This is a genomic window from Capnocytophaga sp. oral taxon 878 (assembly GCF_002999135.1).
Lineage (GTDB): Bacteria > Bacteroidota > Bacteroidia > Flavobacteriales > Flavobacteriaceae > Capnocytophaga.
Window position 1 is genome coordinate 494219 of record NZ_CP027229.1, and the last position, 16570, is coordinate 510788.

Here is a 16570-nt window from a genome sequence, read left to right on the forward strand (position 1 = left end):
GTGCAAATTGTACTATAAAATATTTCTATTTTTTTTCATTGAACAAATTCAATCGTTTTACCCATTGTGTCTTCCGCTCAAAGATAGTAAGATCTAATATAAGTAATAATAATGCAGCAGCTACAAACCACTGAAACTGGTCTTTAAAATCAACAAATTGTTGTGTGTCAAATTGGCTTTTCTCAGTACTATCTAATATTTTGCTTATCTCATTTACAGTTTCTTGGGTATTATCTCCATTAAGGTAGATACCTCCTGCATTGGAAGCTATTTGTTTTAAAAGTTCAGGGTTTAGTTTAGTAATTACAACTTCACCATTGCTGTCGCGCTTGTAAGTTTGCTGTCCCAGTTCTTTCATTGGTATCGGGCTTCCTTTTTCAGTTCCTACTCCAATGGTATAAATATGAATTCCTTTTTCTTTAGCCTCACTTGCTATTTCTGTAGCTCCCATTTCATGATCTTCACCATCTGAGATAATAAATAATAAGCGTGCTGTAGGAACTTTTTCATCAAAATAACTACTTGCCATACGTATAGCCTCTTGTAACGCAGTTCCTTGAGAGGATAGCATATCTGTATTCATTCCCTGCAAAAACATCTTGGCAGCAGAGTGGTCAGTAGTTAGAGCTAACAGTGGGTAAGCACTTGCAGCATAAGCTACAATCCCAACACGATCACCTTTTAAACTGCTAATAATTTCGAAAACAATACGTTTAGCCTTCTCTAAACGATTTGGAGCGACGTCTTCTGCTAGCATACTTTTTGACACATCTATAGCGAAAACAATATCAACTCCTTCACGCTTCACTGTCTCAAGTTTTGTGCCTATTTTTGGGTTTGCAAGGGCAATACTTAAAAGAATAAAAACCACAACCAAAAGGCTCCATTTCACCCATAGTTTAAACGCTGACCTATTTGGAGCCAAACGTTTTAACATAGCCTGATTAGCAAACTGTTTTTGTTTTTGTTTGCGTTTGAGCATTGAAATTACAAAAATAATGAATAACGGCACTATTACCGCTATTAACCAAAAGTATATCTTCTCATCTATATGAATCATAATAACTTATCAACTTCTTAATTAAGCTTTTTTTTCAATTAGCTCATTAATCAAATACTGCGCCAAACCGCTGCAAAAATACTATAAATTACAATTTATTGCAAATAATTTTCTATTCAATCATTATACTGCTTTTTCCATTGCCTTCTTTCTGCACTATAACTTTAACTGCTATACGTTCTACCATTTCTTGTACATGAGAGATTACTCCTACTTTCTTTCCTTGGTTTTGCAAACTCTCCAAAGCATCTAACGCTACTGAAAGTGTATTGCTATCCAAAGAACCAAATCCCTCATCAATGAACATAGTTTCAATATTCATTTGAGTAGAAGAAAGGGATGATAGAGCTAGTGCTAATGCCAATGATACTAAAAAAGATTCACCTCCTGATAATGAATAAACTGAGCGTATTTCTGCTCCCATATCATTGTCTACCACTTGCAAACTTAGAGAGTTTGGAATGCGCTGCAAAGTATATCGCTTATTAATATACTTCATTTGTGCATTGGCGTATTGCAATAGTATGTCAAGGGTGTATTCTTGAGCATACTTTCGGAAAGACATTCCAGATGCACTACCTATTAAATTACTTAGTTTATCCCACCTTTGAACACTAATAATTTTTTTTGCTTTCTCTTGGTATAGATTATCAGCTTTAAGTCTTTCTTTATTATCAGCTATTAGTCTGCTCTTAGCATTTACCACACGTTCTTGTAATTTTTCTTCATCAGAAAGCTCAATTTCTAAGTTATTTTTGGTCTCTTCTTCGCTTAACTTGGTAGGTCGTTTAGCTAATAAACAGTTTAGTTGTTCTTCTTTTTCGGTAACAATAGTACTATACCTAGCTATGGTTTCATTTAGTTCTTGTAGGGCTGTACGCTCTGTTTGTAACCATTCAATAGATTTACCTGTCCATAAAGGTAATTGTTCTTTAGCAAACATTTCTTCTTTAGGATAATGAATAGCAATCCAATGATTAATACGTTCTGTTGATACTGCTATTATCTTTTTAGTTTTTTCCTGATCATCTTTTAAGGATTCAATGCTCTTGTCATTGGCTGCGATTTGCAAAAGAATAGCGTTATAAATGTTTTGTGTATCAGTAACTTCAGCTTTTAGCTTGTTTATTTGCTGTTCAAAGCTACTTTCTACTTCCTCAGCTTTTTTACCTTCTAATAACTTTTCTCGTTTAGTTGTTAGTGTTTTAAAAACTTGTTGCTCTTCATTAAGTACAAATTTTTGTTCATCAAGGTCTTTTTTTAAAGTAGTTATTTCGGTATTTAGCTTAGTGTGTTCTCGTGTAATTACCTCTATAGCTTTTTGGTACTTATCCAAAAGAGCCCAATGGTTTTCCCACATTTTTTGAGCTTCAGTTACTCTCTTTATAAAAGAAGTTAAGTTTTTATTCCAAAGAGAATTAATTTCCTCTGATAGCTCTATATTAGCTATTTTTTGATTGTTTTTTGCTATTTGTTGCTTAAAAATAGAAGTTTTATCAGCTAAAGTTTTAAGTGTTTCGCTAAGAATTCTATATTTATTGAACAGATCTAAAAGAAAGTCTGTTGTTTGTTGTTCCTGTTGTACTCTCTCTATTTGTTGCCCTATATAGGCAGCTATATCTTTTGCTGGGTATTGGCTAAAATATTTAGAGTTTCTTAATTCCTGTAATACTTTTTCAGCATTTGCTTTATCATTAATAATTTCTTTTTGTAAGGTATTAGAGTGTTGTAGCTGTTCTTTTAGTTGGGTTTCCTTAGTGGTAAGCTCTTTTTGTAGTTGTTCTAAAGTTTTTTTAGCTTTTAAATACTCTTCTTTTACAGTATTAATTAGCAGTGTTGAAAAATCTTTATGAGCATTAGGATGTTCAATAGCTCCACATACAAGGCAAGGTTTTCCTTCTTCTAGCTGCTCACGCAATGCAACTACATTGTTTGATTGTTCTAACTGAGTGCGTTGATAGATAACCTCAGCCATATCACAAGCTATTTGTGCTGATTGTGTTTTTGGTTGTAAAGCACTTACTTCCTTTTCTAATTCTTTTATTTTTTTAACTAGTAGGGCTAGCTCTATATCTTTTTTTTCGATTTGCAGCAAGTAAGTTTCCCAGCATTCAGCAGTAGTCTTATCCTGTTGATAGTGTTGTAATAAAAAGCGCTCTTCTTGTCGTCTTTTGTTAAGGTTTGTTACTGAAATATTGTCATCTGATAACTCAGGTGTTTGTGAGGTTAAAGCTGTTAGTTGTGCTTCTATTTGGTGTTGGTTATGTTGGTTTTTATCTAACTCTTCTAATAATTGCTGTTGGTCTTCAGCAAGTTTAGTTATCCATATTTTGCTATTATATAATTTCTCAGCATCTGTATTTGTTTGGCACCATATTTCTTCTTGTTTTATAAAAGCTTGCCCTGAAGAGAGGCGACTAGTAATCGTTGTTAAAGTTTCTTTTTTCTCCTCTAAACATTTTTCTTTATCAGCTATCTCTGTTTCTTTGGTATTTAGATTACGTGAAACTTCTTGCAGTTGTACATCAAGGGCTTTAGCTTTTTCAATGGAAGGCTTTGCTTCAGAATAAGTGTTTTGTACAGTTATTAATTTATTTTCAGCAGAAGACTTTAGATTAAAATGAGTAGCTTTCTCATGGGTCAAATATTCTTTTTCAGCCTCAGCTGTAGTAAGTTGTTTCTTTATATCATTAAGATGTTTATTTTCTCGCTCATAATCAGAAAAATCTGTCTTAATAGCTTGTGCTTGCTCTACTTTAGCAAGTAGTGCAAAACGTTCATACTGAGTTGTTTTCTCCTCAGAAGCCTTTTCTTTTCTCAACTTAGCCTCTTCTAACTGATGTTGGTATAACTGCATGTCAGCGAACCATTGTTGTTGAGCTTTAAGGGTAGTAAGTTGTTTTTGTACTTGAACCAAAGATTCTTCATCTATTATAAGGTTTTCTTTAAGGCTATCAAGTTCATCCTTTGTGAGTAATTGAGTGTTGTTAAGTTGCACTTCAATCAGCTGAAGTTCATGCTGTTTTTCCTTGTTTATCTCATATATTTGCTTAGAAAGTTTACTATAAATTTCAGTACCAGTAAGTTTTTCTAAAATATCCGACCTTTTATCATCATTGGCTTTTAAGAAAGAAGTAAAGTCACCTTGTGCTAAAATGACTGACTTGGTAAACTCGTCAAATGAAAGTCCTATTAATGATTTAATTTTCTCTAATACTAAAGTTTTACGGTTTTCGGGGTATGGTTGGTTATCAGTAAGGCAAGTTAGCTGAAGCACCTCGTTCTGTATACTCCCGTTATGCTTGCCATGAGCACGCTTCACCTGCCATTGAGCTTCGTATTCTTTATTATCTACCGCTAAAAATTGTACTTTAACATAACCTACTGTTGCTCCTTTGCGCAGTAGGTTTTTTACGTTATTTACTTGTACTTCATTAGATCCATCAGCTATAAAAAGAGTACTTTTGGTAGCCGATAAGCGTGGTGTGTCGTTGTACAAAGCAAGGCATATAGCATCCAAAATAGTTGATTTTCCTGCTCCTGTAGCCCCTGTAATAGCAAATAATCCTACTGATTTTAGAGGTTCACCCTCTAAATCTAAAGTAAAAGGTCCTTCTATTGAGGCTATATTGTGAAGTGTAACAGAGAGAATTTTCATAAGGTTAAGTTGTATGCTAATTTATTAATTAAAAAAACCTCCTAAAAAGGAGGCTTTCTTTACTATTTTTGAAACTTAGCGTATTTGCTTTTGAATTTATCAATACGTCCGGCTGTATCAATAAGTTTAGCTTTACCAGTGTAGTATGGGTGAGAAGTACGTGAAATCTCCAATTTCACTAATGGATACTCAACCCCTTCTACTTCGATAGTTTCTTTAGTTTCAACGGTAGACTTTGTGATGAAGATATCGTCGTTAGACATATCTTTGAAAGCCACCAAACGATAAGATTCTGGGTGAATTTCTTTTTTCATTGCAATGTTTGTTCTTTTATTACGTAATTTTCAGGGCGCAAAAGTACAACTTTTTTTTGAATTGACAAGTTTTTTATCCTTAAAAAACAGAAATAAGTAATGAAGTTATTGTTTATCAGTTATTTAAATATTACTTTTTAGGTAAACTATCGAGGTGTTGTACGGGTGAAAATCTTTTTATTATCGTCAATTAATACGAAAAACTATTCTTGACTTGTTTTGTAGGTATTTGATATGTCTATCCCATTTACTAATAATTTTTCAATGAGTCTCTATAAGATATCTCCAGATGAAAAATTATAGAGATATGAATGATAGTTTTATATATTTTGTGTTATTGTTTTTCAAAAAACTCTACTTCAAAAATCTTACTCCAGTTTTTTCCTGTGATAAAAAAAGTTTTCCTCCCTGTGTGGTAGGCTATGCCGTTTAGTACATCTACATCAGGAGTTTTTTCTACTTTTTCTTTTAAGCCACGTACATCTACTACTCCCTCAATAGCTCCATTTAGTGGATTGATAATCATAATGCCATCTTTTAAAAAGGTGTTGGCATAAATTTTACCATTAGCAAATTCTAATTCGTTTGCATAGGTATAGAGTGATTTGTCAGTGCATAGTTGTAGGCTATCTATTTCGGCAAAGGTTTCAGGATGTAGTAGCCAAATTTTTTCAGTTCCATCACTCTTGTAAAGTTTATTATTGCCATTATGGCATAAACCCCAACCTTCTTTACTTTTGTTGTAATCAAAGTTTTTCTGTAGATTTAAGTCTTTATCATATACTAATCCAACTTTTTCTCGCCATGTAAGTTGCAAAATTTGTCCTCTAAAAACAGTAGCTCCTTCGCCAAAGAAACTAGGGGCTAAGGATACTTTTTTGTAAGTTTCACCTGTAAAAGGATTCCATTTTCGTATACTTGATTCGTTATATTGTCCAGTGCTTTCTACCAAAGTATCACCTATAAACTCTAAACCTTGTGTATAGGCTTGCTTGTCGTGAGGATATTCATTAATAATTTTGTAGTCATAAAGTTTAGGAGGTGTAGAGGCTAAAAGAAGTAATGTTCTTTTAGCAGTGTACTGTTTTCCTGTAGTAGTGTGTACAGTTACTGCTAAGTGTTGCTTTCCTAACAGTACACTATCTAAAATTATAGTATCACCTATAGCAGGTAGCACACGTTGGTGTAACCTATAACTTACGTTTTGTATAGCTTCATCAAAACGTGGGTATACTACTTTTACTTGTAATGTATCGCCTAAGTGGTATTCTTTCTTTTTGGGTGAAATATCAATACTAAAGAGCTCTTGTTGGGTAGTACTAGTGCTATTGCAAGCTACTATTACTAAGTTAAGAACTATGAAAGGTAATAAATGATATATTTTCATTATCTTTTGCTTTTAAAAATATAAGTAATAGTGCCTATTTGCTCTTTTTTGCCCATCAGAATGCTAAATTTAGCTCTTTGGGCATATTGTAAAGAGTTTTCTATTAGGCAGTCATCAGTAGTAGTAGTGTTTTCTTTGTTTATAGTAGCTTTAGTAACATTCCCTGCCTCATTTACAACTATATTAACTACTATTTGTCCTTCGTGTTCACAAGTAAATACAGGGTTGGGTATGTTACCGTTTCTGCCTTCTAATGCATATTTTACTAAGGTGTGTTTGTTTACTTTATTGCTAACCAAAGGGGGAGTTTGGCTTTCGGGTAAAGGTATGTTATTAATTACTAAATTGCTTGTACTATTAGGGCTGTTAAGTAATGTTTCTTGGGCAGCTACCATTTCCTTAGCCTCGCGCTCTGCCATTAGCTCGTCCAAAGTCTTAATTTCAGCCGAATGTTGTAAGTGCAAATCAGCTTGGTTGTAAGCATTAGTGGTGAGTGGAGTAGAGGGATGGGTAGCTTCTCCCTTCTGATTGTTGTCTGAAACCTCAGTGAGATCAGTAGGGGTATAAGGCAAATCACTTGGGTCAAGTGCCATTTCAATGTATATTTCATTACTTTTGTTAGGCAACTGCATAGCCGTAATAGCAATAAAAGTACCAAAAAGAACTAATAAAGTAAGTGCGATAGCTTTGTCAGTACGGCTAAACATTTGTGAAAAGTACTTCCATTCAGTAGCTAAACTACTCTTTTTTTTTACAGGTTTTTGCACTATAGTAGTAAGAATAATAGGAGATTGTTTCCGTATATCGGGTATATGTTTAGTTACAAAGTCATCCGGACTTGTAGCATTATCTACCGAATAGTCCCCTATTTTAGTACGTCTTAAAGCAGATAGATATGCTCCTGAACCTAAAGCCTTGCCAAAATCGTGAGCAAGAGAACGTATATAAGTGCCTTTACTGCATTCTACTTCAAAATGTAAGTTTGGGAACTCGCTTATATCTAAATTGAAACTATGAATATATATAGTACGTTGCGGAACTTCTATGGCTTCTCCTTCACGAGCAAATTCATACAAACGTTTACCTTCTTTTTTTATAGCCGAGAATACAGGCGGTGTTTGTATTAACTCACCTAGAAATTGCTGGCGTATTTGTTCAATAAGTTCGGGGGTAATATGATCGGTAGGGTAGTGGGCATCTACAGCGGTTTCCATATCGTATGAAGGCGTGCTTGCCCCTACTGTAATAGTGCCCGTATAAGTTTTAGGGGCATCTTGTATTTCAGTAATTTTTTTTGTGAACTTACCCGTGCATATTACCAATAAACCCGAAGCCAAAGGGTCTAACGTGCCGGCGTGCCCTATTTTTATCTTTTTCTGTTTGTAATTCTTAATGATAGCCCACTTTATCTTATTTACTGCCTGAAAAGACGACCATTCCAGTGGTTTATCAATAAGTAATATACGCCCTTCCTTAAATTCTTCAGCTGTAATCATATTATAAGCAAATTAGTAAATTAGCTAATTGATAAATTAGCTAATTTCCGTAGTATTTCTCTCCTATTTTTATTTTCTCTCTGCCATTAGCTAAGCGCCATTTGTTGGTATCGCGTAATGAGAAAGCACAACCACAATATTCTTGCATATAAAAACGTTCATTTTTACAGATTTCCATATTGCAGGCAGAGCCTCCATTCTTGCGCCAATTGTAATCCCAATAAGTTAAGCCTTCGTATTTATCAGCGGCATTTTTACCTGCCCCATTCACTTGGTTAAGATCTTTCCAGCGTGATATACCCAATGAAGTAGCTATTGTATCAAAACCATTTTCATAGGCATATAAAGCAGTGCGCTCCATACGCATATCAAAACACATTGCACAACGGCTTCCTCGTTCAGGTTCAAACTCCATTCCTTTGGCACGAGCATACCAATTGTCTGTATCATATTCTGCATCCACTATAGGTACACCACATTTTTCGGCAAAACGAATATTTTCATCTTTCCTAATCTCATATTCCTTTTTAGGGTGAATGTTAGGGTTGTAAAAAAAGATAGTAAAGTCTATTCCCGAAGCCTGTATTGATTGTATAATAGAGCCCGAACAAGGTGCACAGCAAGTATGCAACAATAATTTCTTACCATTGTTGGGCAGTATAAGGTTCTTATGTACTAATTCCATTTTTCTTTAAAATCTTATGCTATTTGTGTTGTTGGTCAGGTTGTTTTATGCAGCGGGTATCTCTCATATACTTAGTGCCTTATACCTATTAATTCTTTTGCTTTTAAAGCTGCTACTTCAGCAAAATCTTCTCCTTTGCTAGCGTATATAATACCTCGTGACGAGTTGATAAGCAGTCCATATATATCGTTTAGTCCATACTTACACACCTCTTCCAAGCTGCCTCCTTGCGCTCCTACACCGGGTACTAACAAAAAGTGCTGAGGTACTATCTCTCGTATTTCTTTTAAGAATTCTGCTTTAGTAGCTCCTACCACGTACATAAGGTTTTCACTGTTTTGCCAAGTAAGTGAGGTACGCAATACTTTCTTGTATAACTCTTCATCAGCTATTTTTTGTGTTTGAAAGTCAAAAGCTCCCTCATTTGAGGTTAGTGCTAATAAAATGGTATGCTTATCCTTAAATGCCAAAAAAGGTTCTACCGAATCCTTTCCCATATAAGGAGCAACAGTAACACTATCAAAATCCATTTCTTCAAAAAAAGCTTTGGCATACATAGTTGATGTATTACCTATATCTCCTCTTTTAGCATCAGCAATAGTAAAGATATCAGGGTGATTGCTATTCAAGTACTCAATTGTTTTTTTAAGAGCACGCCACCCTTTTTCTCCTTGTACTTCATAAAAGGCCGTATTAGGTTTATAAGCCACAGCATAAGGGTGTGTAGCCTCAATAATAGCCTTGTTAAAAGCAAAAATAGGATCTTCTTCCTTCAGTAGGTGAGGGGGTATTTTAGTTATATCGGTGTCTAAGCCTACGCATAATAATGATTGCTTAGTGCGTATTTGTTCGGTAAGCTGTTTAGTAGTCATTTTCTTCAATACGGGTTATTTCGCGTTCATAAAAAGCAAGAGCTTCCTCTATCAGGTTCTCACTTTCAGCTTCTAATTCTTTAGTATCCTCTTCATCAAACTCTTCTAACCATTCTACTTCATCGGTTTCTAAGTTCATTACAAAACGCGGATACTCCAAATGTACCACAAACATCGCATCAGGCATATCGGTGTTATCACCTAATATAAATTTGGGAAAATTACTCATTTTAGTTCTTTTATTAGTTCAATAGCTTTCGCTACCCCTCTCGAGGCAACATCTTTTATTACAGTAATATTATTTTTACTATCAATGCTAGGGCGTGGATCTACATAATATATGGGAGTTCCCTCCTTAGCACAGTTCATTAGTCCAGCAGCAGGGTATACTTGTAGTGAAGTGCCTATTATCACTACTATATCAGCACTTTCTACCTCCTCAGCAGCCTTACCTATCATTGGTACATCTTCGCCAAACCATACTATGTGAGGGCGCAGTTGTACTCCAGTAGGGCTCATATCGCCTACTTTAATATCTTCCTTGCAGTCATACAATGTATAAGAGTCATCTACACTGCGCATTTTTAGTAGTTCACCGTGTAGGTGAATAATATGATGGCTACCGGCACGCTCATGCAGGTCATCTACATTTTGGGTGATTACTACTACTTCATAATCTTTTTCCAATTCTGCCAATAAGCGGTGTGCAGGGTTAGGTTCTACTTCTTTAAGCTGTCTCCGAAGTTTGTTATAGAAATTCAATACTAACTCTGGGTCTTTCTCAAATCCGTAGGGGGTTGCTACTTGTTCTACATCATGCCCTTCCCATAATCCATTAGCATCTCGAAAGGTTTTTACCCCACTTTCAGCACTAATACCGGCACCCGTTAGTACAGCTATTTTCTTCTTTTTCATCATAACACCTCAAATTTTCCGTTTCTAAACACGAACATCTTATCGCTTATAATGTGATTACTACTTTTGTACACCTCATCAATAATATTTTGTAACTCTGCCATCCCTTCAGTGTCTTCGCTACCACATACTGCCAATACATTACGCGCTGGTATACCTATTACAATCTCTCCTTCCACAGGAAAATTCTCTTTTGTCCAGATATCAGTAAGCAGAATCAAGCTTGCTTCATAGTTATCATCAGCCACCAAAAAAATAAGGTGTTCATCCTGTTGTGCTTGCACTTCAAGGGTGTTAGCAAGGTTGTCTAGCGCTATTTCGTGTAGTTCCTCATCGGTAATATCTAGTGCCTCAAAATCATCATCTTGCAGTGATTGTATACTGCTACCTCTGTCAATACCATAAAATACAAAAAGCTCACTATTATAAGGCACATATTTCATTTGTAGCTTGCCTCCATTGGGCATAACCTTTTCTACTTGCCTAATGTACTCCTTGTCTTTAATCATCGGAAAAATCTGCTCTATAATAGGCTTCTCCTCATGTTTGTACATTGCGTATAGAGGCTGAATATAACGTGTTAAAATTTCGTTTAGCTCATTAGGGTGTGTAAGATACTCATTATAGCAATTGTCCAAAAAATGCTTTATTTCCTTCTCATTATCAGGAATAAAGCTACTAACCTCTAAAGGTGCCGATGACTGTATTTTAATAGTAGGAAACTCTTCTTTAAGTACCTCAATGTATATATCGGTAAATTCTTGTTCGTTAATCAGATTTGTCATAATAATTTAGTTGTATATTGTTAATCATTAGTTGTGGTTGTTTATATCACAAACCTTATCTATCATAACTTTCAATGAAGAATAAACATAGTCAGCAAATTTAACCTAGCCGAATGTATATTAATGAACAAAAAAATAGGAATAAAAAAGCCTCTTTTTTTAGAAAGAGGCTTTTTTTGTAAGATACAATTACTTGTTCACTGCTTCAGCCAATTCAGCTCCTGCTTTGAATTTTACAGCTTTCTTAGCAGGTACTTTAATCACTGCACCAGTACGAGGGTTTCTCGCATCTCTTGCTTCTTTCTCAGCTACTGACCATGAGCCAAAGCCTACGATAGATACTTTTTTGCCTTCTTTTAAACCCTTTTCAATGGTAGAAAAGAATACTTCTACTGCTTTTTTAGCTTCTACTTTTGATATTGAAAGCTCAGCAGCGATTGCATCAATTAAATCTGTTTTGTTCATAATGATAACTCTTAAAATGAAGTTAATGGCACAAAGGTACTAATATATTTATTCATAGCAAGTATTTTCTTAGAAAAATTTCAATTTTAGCAAAAAATTAACATTTCGAAGCCTTTTTACTCCATACCAATCCTATTTTACTCATTTTTCACACTCTCATTTAACAAGAAACAGAGCAAAACTCAAAAATACTTTTAGAGCAGAAAATGCATTTCAGATATTGCCCTTCTCTTCTGCTTTCTACCCCAAAAACTCATACCTAAAATCTACCCAAACCCAAAAAGAAAAATTTTCTGTTAGAGCTACCTTAGAGCTACCATAGAGGAACCATAGAGGAAGCATAGAGGATAAACGAACGATTATCGAACCCCGAGTTTCTGTTAAATAACCTAAAAACAGAACAAAAAACTATTTTAGTTATTAAAAGCAGAAAAACATACTTTTTATATATTGTCATTTTCAGGTGTCAAATAGCAGTTAAACCACTCCCCAAGCCAACAATTAAATGCCAAAATACAATTACTAAAAGTTCCTCTCTCTGCATTCAAAGCCTTAAACGAAGCCTTATCCCTTATTTTTTAGCCTTTTTCTTGCTTGGTAACTCCTTTTTTACTACCTTTGCGCCCTGAAAAAGTTAATAAGACGCTCTTACAAATTATGCTTACACGTCGCCATATCAGGGCTAAAGTATTGCAATCCATCTATGCAATGCAACAAAGCCAAAGTCAAGATTTAGACAAAGAACTGAAATTCGTTCAGCAAAACGCTAACGAAATGTACAACCTATACCTCCTACAACTCGCTCTTCTTACCGAGTTGCAAAAACACGCTACCGAGCAGCACCAAGTAGCTCAAAATAAATACTTAGCTACCCCTACCGAGAAAAAACAACACCAACCTATAGTGAATAACCAGCTGCTAACAGCTATAACCCAAAACCAGCTTCTGCAAAATAACATCAATGAAAATCATATCAACCTTTTTGATATTCATTATGAATATGTAAGAAACCTATATAAAGAAATTATAGAAAGCCCTTACTATAATGACTATATACAGCAACCTACTGACTTTAATGCCGACAAAAAATTCATACTCACTATTTTTGAAGAAATTATAGCTCCTAATGAAGAGTTGTATGATTTTATAGAAGATCATAACCTTACTTGGCTATCCGATTACCCCATTGTAAATACTTTCCTAGTACGCCAGTTCCAAAACCTTCGTCCTACCCCTCCTGAAAAGTACTTTATTCCCGCTCTTTATAAAGATGAAGAAGAAAAACTTTTTCTTACCGACCTGCTTAAGAAAACCGTGCTTAATGACGCTAAACTTAATGAGATTATAGCCGATAAACTTACCAACTGGGATAATGAACGCGTAGCAGTATTAGATAAAATACTACTTAAAATGGCAGTTGCCGAGCTACTATACTTTCCTAGCATACCAGTTAAAGTAACTATTAATGAATATTTAGAGCTTGCCAAAGAGTACTCTACCGCTAAAAGTACCCAGTTTATTAATGGCATACTAAATGTAGTACACCAAGAGCTAACAGAGAAGAACCTTATCAAAAAAATAGGACGCGGACTCCTATAAACAATTAATAATAAACAATTAATAATTAAAAAATGAATGCACTGAACCAATTAGCACCCTTTATCCTTATGTTTGTGGTGCTATATTTCCTAATGATTCGCCCTCAAATGAGACGACAAAAGCAAGAACGCAACTTCATTCAAGAAATGAAAATAGGCGATAAAGTAATTACCAAAGGCGGTATGCACGGACGCATCGTTGAGCTTACTGAAGAAAGCTGTGTAATTGAAACGCTTGCAGGTAAAATCAAGTTTGAGCGCTCGGCAATCTCAATGGAATTATCGGCTAAATTAAAGAAATAAGCCTTACTAACCAATAGAAAATGGTCAATAATGAAGTTTGTAATTCACTATTGACCATTTTTTTTGCCTCTAAAGCTTAAATGTTATTCATAATAGGTAATAACTCTCTTCTCAATAAAAGAAAATTTTTCATTCTCATAAACATAGCACTTAGTATAATTACCCTTCGGGTCATACTCATATACATAACTGAAATCCTTATATCCTACTAAAGGACATATACCCTTCCTTATTTTTGCAGTTATCCTATCATTATTGTTATTGTAAGTGTACTCTTCTTGGTCGATATTGCCAAGCTCATCATAAGTAATGTACTGAATGAGCTTTCCTTTGGAGTTGTTTATATATTTTATTGTATCAAGCAGGACATTATTATGGTCATATTTTTCTAATTTGCCTAAGTAGCCATTGCTGTCATAACTATAATGATACACTTCCTCCAAATTTTTATCTATGCCATATACCCTTTGCTCTGTTTCTTTATAATCCTTGTTATAGTAATGTTCCGCAATCATTGTGAGGTTTTTGCCCTTAAAGTGTTCTTCTCTTACTACTGAATTGTCCTGATTATAACTATATGCTATTTTATAGAAACCACTGCCAATAGCTTCTGTTTTTTCACTTTTCTTTTTAATCTCTTTAATTCGGCCTTGCTTATCGTACTCATAAAACTCAGTAGTGTAATCGTCTTTATCTTCTTGGTTGTAATACATTATCCTAGTAACAAGTCCTGTTTCGTTAAAAACAATTTGCATGGTGTGTTCGGTAGAGTTGTTAAGACTATCGGTAGTGATATCATAAAAATCAATTGTTTTGACTTTGCCTTTTAGCTGCCAATACTCGGTAGTATAAATCGATAGGCGGTGCTTAGGAGGTGTTACATCACAACCTATTAGCAAAATAAGGCTTAAAAGGATAGCTATTCTCATTTTAATTTTCCATTTTTTCGGTGAGTTCAAACCAGCGTTCGGTTTTTTCTTCTATAGCTGCAAGTGTTTCTTGTAAGGCGACTGACTGTGTTTGAATCTCATCATTATTAAGTGTTCCTTGGGCAAAGGCGGCTTCAATAGTTGCTTTTTTCTCTTCTAACTGGGCTATTTCTTTTTCTAAGCGGTTATACTCTTTCTGTTCATTAAAGTTTAAGCCCTTCATCCCATCTTTGCGCCAAGTGTTTTTAGTAGCTTCTTTTTTGGGGGTATCATCGGGGGGAGGGGTGCTTTCTTCATACACGCGGTAATCGGTATAGTTACCAGGGAAATCGTCTACCTCACCATTGCCGTTGAATACAAAAAGATGATCGACTATTTTATCCATAAAATAGCGGTCGTGTGAGACTACCACTAAGCAACCGGGATAATCTAACAGGAACTCTTCCAATACATTGAGGGTAACGATGTCGAGGTCGTTAGTAGGTTCGTCCAATATTAGGAAGTTGGGGTTTTGTATGAGTACGGTGCATAGGTAGAGGCGTTTTAGTTCGCCTCCACTAAGCTTCTCGACATAATCATATTGCTTTTTGCGATCAAAAAGAAAACGCTCCAATAGCTGACCGGCAGAGAGGGTGCGTCCTTTTAGTAAAGGGATATAATCGCCGTATTTTTGAATGACTTCAATTACTTTTTGCCCTTGTTGTACCTCGATACCGTTCTGGGTATAGTAGCCAAATTTGATGGTATCGCCTACTACTATCTTGCCGCTATCGGGCTGCAAGGTGCCGGTAAGGAGGTTTAGGAAGGTGGATTTGCCTGTGCCATTCTTACCTATAATACCTACGCGTTCGCCTCGGAGGAAGTTATAGTTGAACTTATCAAGCACACATAGCTCGGAAAAGCTTTTGCTTACGTTGTGGAACTCGACTGTTTTGCTGCCTAAGCGTTCCATATTGATTTCGAGCTGTACGGTGTGCTCTTTGCGGCGTTTGTGGGCTTCTTCTTTTATTTTATAAAAATCGTCGATGCGAGATTTTGATTTGGTAGTGCGAGCCTTAGGCTGGCGGCGCATCCAGTCGAGCTCTTTTACATATAGGTTTTTGGCTTTCTCGACAGAGGCTTGTTCTTGGGCTAAGCGCAGTTCTTTCTTCTCTAAAAAGTAGGAGTAATTGCCTTTGTAACTGAAGAGTTCGCCATTATCCAGCTCTAATATTTCATTGCATACGCGCTCAAGGAAATAGCGGTCGTGAGTGACGATAAAGAGAGTGAGGTTTTCTTTGGCAAAATACTGTTCGAGCCATTCAATCATCTCTAAATCGAGGTGGTTGGTAGGCTCGTCTAATATGAGGAGGTCGGGTTTGCTGATGAGTACGTTGGCTAATGCGAGTCGTTTTTTTTGTCCGCCTGATAGGCTTTTTACTTTTAGTTGTAGGTTGTCTAACTTAAGGCGGAAGAGTATTTGCTTGTATTGGGTTTCGAAGTCCCAAGCGTTATGGCGTTCCATCTGTTCGAAAGCCTTTTGGTAGGCGGTTTCGTTTTCGGGGTGTTGCAAGGCGTGTTCATACTCTTGAATGAGGCATAGAATGGGGTTATCGGTAGCGAAGATAGTCTCTTCTACCGTTAGTTCTTCATTAAACTGAGGGTTTTGAGATAGAAAACCTATATGAATGCCTTTTCGGAAGACCACTTGGCCACTATCGGGTTGGTCTTTTCCGGCAATAATGTTCAGTAGGGTGGTTTTTCCTGTTCCGTTTTTAGCAATAAAGGCTATTTTTTGGTCTTTATTGATTCCGAAAGAGATGTTTTGTAGTATGACACGTTCGCCAAAGGCTTTGGCTATATTTTCGACAGATAGTAAATTCATTTTATTGTGCAAATATTTGGTGCAAAGATACAAAACAATTATCAATTAGCAAGTTTAGAGATTAGGGGTGCAGGAGGGTGATGAAAAAAATGTAGTGTTTTGGGAGTTTTGTTGTGATTTTGGCAAAAGGAAGGTTTGGTGTTAAGAGGCTTGATATTCAGTAAAGTAAGTTATAAAATCAGTTATCCTTCGTTTATAGTTCGTTTATAGTTCGTTATTCCTTCGCTTATGCTTTGAGG

15 protein-coding genes are annotated in these 16570 nt (G+C 35.6%); 2 read left to right on the plus strand and 13 right to left on the minus strand.

Translation table 11 applies throughout. The features are described from left to right. Positions 1-25: 25 nt before the first annotated feature. From C4H12_RS02230 to C4H12_RS02280, 11 genes are all read right to left on the minus strand, one after another. A complete protein-coding gene (locus tag C4H12_RS02230) occupies positions 26-1060 on the minus strand; it encodes a VWA domain-containing protein (protein ID WP_106097468.1) in 1035 nt (344 codons plus the stop codon). A gap of 112 nt (positions 1061-1172) precedes the next feature. Then, positions 1173-4718 carry an AAA family ATPase gene (locus C4H12_RS02235; protein ID WP_106097469.1) on the minus strand — a complete coding sequence of 1182 codons (3546 nt, stop codon included), beginning with the start codon at positions 4716-4718 and terminating at the stop codon, positions 1173-1175. Between the two features lie 62 nt (positions 4719-4780). Then, a complete protein-coding gene (locus C4H12_RS02240; protein WP_106097470.1) occupies positions 4781-5032 on the minus strand; it encodes a type B 50S ribosomal protein L31 in 252 nt (83 codons plus the stop codon). Positions 5033-5366: 334 nt separating this feature from the next. Beyond that, positions 5367-6419, minus strand: coding sequence for a glutaminyl-peptide cyclotransferase (locus C4H12_RS02245; RefSeq protein WP_106097471.1), 1053 nt, complete (start codon positions 6417-6419; stop codon positions 5367-5369). After that, positions 6419-7915 carry a tRNA pseudouridine(55) synthase TruB gene (gene truB, locus C4H12_RS02250; RefSeq protein WP_106097472.1) on the minus strand — a complete coding sequence of 499 codons (1497 nt, stop codon included), beginning with the start codon at positions 7913-7915 and terminating at the stop codon, positions 6419-6421. The genes C4H12_RS02245 and truB overlap by 1 nt, the downstream gene beginning before the upstream one ends. A 40-nt stretch (positions 7916-7955) precedes the next feature. Next, positions 7956-8600, minus strand: a complete 645-nt coding sequence (locus C4H12_RS02255) for an epoxyqueuosine reductase QueH (RefSeq protein WP_106097473.1) — start codon at positions 8598-8600, stop codon at positions 7956-7958. Positions 8601-8671: 71 nt separating this feature from the next. Next, positions 8672-9472, minus strand: a complete 801-nt coding sequence (gene pyrF, locus C4H12_RS02260; protein WP_106097474.1) for an orotidine-5'-phosphate decarboxylase — start codon at positions 9470-9472, stop codon at positions 8672-8674. Continuing rightward, on the minus strand, positions 9462-9701 hold the full coding sequence (locus C4H12_RS02265) for a hypothetical protein (RefSeq protein ID WP_106097475.1): 240 nt from the start codon (positions 9699-9701) through the stop codon (positions 9462-9464). The genes pyrF and C4H12_RS02265 overlap by 11 nt, the downstream gene beginning before the upstream one ends. Next, positions 9698-10387 carry an NAD-dependent deacylase gene (locus C4H12_RS02270; protein WP_106097476.1) on the minus strand — a complete coding sequence of 230 codons (690 nt, stop codon included), beginning with the start codon at positions 10385-10387 and terminating at the stop codon, positions 9698-9700. The genes C4H12_RS02265 and C4H12_RS02270 overlap by 4 nt, the downstream gene beginning before the upstream one ends. After that, positions 10387-11172, minus strand: coding sequence for a DUF1444 family protein (locus C4H12_RS02275; protein ID WP_106097477.1), 786 nt, complete (start codon positions 11170-11172; stop codon positions 10387-10389). Before C4H12_RS02275 ends, C4H12_RS02270 begins: the two co-directional genes overlap by 1 nt. Before the next feature lie 189 nt (positions 11173-11361). Then, positions 11362-11637 carry an HU family DNA-binding protein gene (locus tag C4H12_RS02280; RefSeq protein WP_106097478.1) on the minus strand — a complete coding sequence of 92 codons (276 nt, stop codon included), beginning with the start codon at positions 11635-11637 and terminating at the stop codon, positions 11362-11364. Between the two features lie 657 nt (positions 11638-12294). Here C4H12_RS02280 and nusB point away from each other — a divergent pair. Together nusB and yajC are read left to right on the plus strand one after the other, a co-directional pair. Continuing rightward, the gene (gene nusB / locus C4H12_RS02285; RefSeq protein ID WP_106097479.1) at positions 12295-13236 is read left to right on the plus strand and encodes a transcription antitermination factor NusB; all 942 of its coding nucleotides are present in this window, start codon (positions 12295-12297) and stop codon (positions 13234-13236) included. A gap of 32 nt (positions 13237-13268) precedes the next feature. Next, a complete protein-coding gene (yajC, locus tag C4H12_RS02290) occupies positions 13269-13538 on the plus strand; it encodes a preprotein translocase subunit YajC (RefSeq protein WP_106097480.1) in 270 nt (89 codons plus the stop codon). Between the two features lie 83 nt (positions 13539-13621). Here yajC and C4H12_RS02295 read toward each other — a convergent pair whose 3' ends face one another. Both C4H12_RS02295 and C4H12_RS02300 read right to left on the minus strand, forming a co-directional pair. Further along, positions 13622-14467, minus strand: coding sequence for a hypothetical protein (locus tag C4H12_RS02295; RefSeq protein WP_106097481.1), 846 nt, complete (start codon positions 14465-14467; stop codon positions 13622-13624). 1 nt (position 14468) lies between these two features. Then, positions 14469-16331, minus strand: coding sequence for an ABC-F family ATP-binding cassette domain-containing protein (locus C4H12_RS02300; RefSeq protein WP_106097482.1), 1863 nt, complete (start codon positions 16329-16331; stop codon positions 14469-14471). Positions 16332-16570: the final 239 nt, after the last annotated feature.

What these genes read in the sequence shown, in the direction of transcription:
- C4H12_RS02230 (WP_106097468.1), bottom strand. Translation starts at nt 1,060, where the DNA reads ATGATTCATATAGATGAGAAGATATACTTTTGGTTAATAGCGGTAATA.
- C4H12_RS02235 (WP_106097469.1), bottom strand. Translation starts at nt 4,718, where the DNA reads ATGAAAATTCTCTCTGTTACACTTCACAATATAGCCTCAATAGAAGGA.
- C4H12_RS02240 (WP_106097470.1), bottom strand. Translation starts at nt 5,032, where the DNA reads ATGAAAAAAGAAATTCACCCAGAATCTTATCGTTTGGTGGCTTTCAAA.
- C4H12_RS02245 (WP_106097471.1), bottom strand. Translation starts at nt 6,419, where the DNA reads ATGAAAATATATCATTTATTACCTTTCATAGTTCTTAACTTAGTAATA.
- truB (WP_106097472.1), bottom strand. Translation starts at nt 7,915, where the DNA reads ATGATTACAGCTGAAGAATTTAAGGAAGGGCGTATATTACTTATTGAT.
- C4H12_RS02255 (WP_106097473.1), bottom strand. Translation starts at nt 8,600, where the DNA reads ATGGAATTAGTACATAAGAACCTTATACTGCCCAACAATGGTAAGAAA.
- pyrF (WP_106097474.1), bottom strand. Translation starts at nt 9,472, where the DNA reads ATGACTACTAAACAGCTTACCGAACAAATACGCACTAAGCAATCATTA.
- C4H12_RS02265 (WP_106097475.1), bottom strand. Translation starts at nt 9,701, where the DNA reads ATGAGTAATTTTCCCAAATTTATATTAGGTGATAACACCGATATGCCT.
- C4H12_RS02270 (WP_106097476.1), bottom strand. Translation starts at nt 10,387, where the DNA reads ATGAAAAAGAAGAAAATAGCTGTACTAACGGGTGCCGGTATTAGTGCT.
- C4H12_RS02275 (WP_106097477.1), bottom strand. Translation starts at nt 11,172, where the DNA reads ATGACAAATCTGATTAACGAACAAGAATTTACCGATATATACATTGAG.
- C4H12_RS02280 (WP_106097478.1), bottom strand. Translation starts at nt 11,637, where the DNA reads ATGAACAAAACAGATTTAATTGATGCAATCGCTGCTGAGCTTTCAATA.
- nusB (WP_106097479.1), top strand. Translation starts at nt 12,295, where the DNA reads ATGCTTACACGTCGCCATATCAGGGCTAAAGTATTGCAATCCATCTAT.
- yajC (WP_106097480.1), top strand. Translation starts at nt 13,269, where the DNA reads ATGAATGCACTGAACCAATTAGCACCCTTTATCCTTATGTTTGTGGTG.
- C4H12_RS02295 (WP_106097481.1), bottom strand. Translation starts at nt 14,467, where the DNA reads ATGAGAATAGCTATCCTTTTAAGCCTTATTTTGCTAATAGGTTGTGAT.
- C4H12_RS02300 (WP_106097482.1), bottom strand. Translation starts at nt 16,331, where the DNA reads ATGAATTTACTATCTGTCGAAAATATAGCCAAAGCCTTTGGCGAACGT.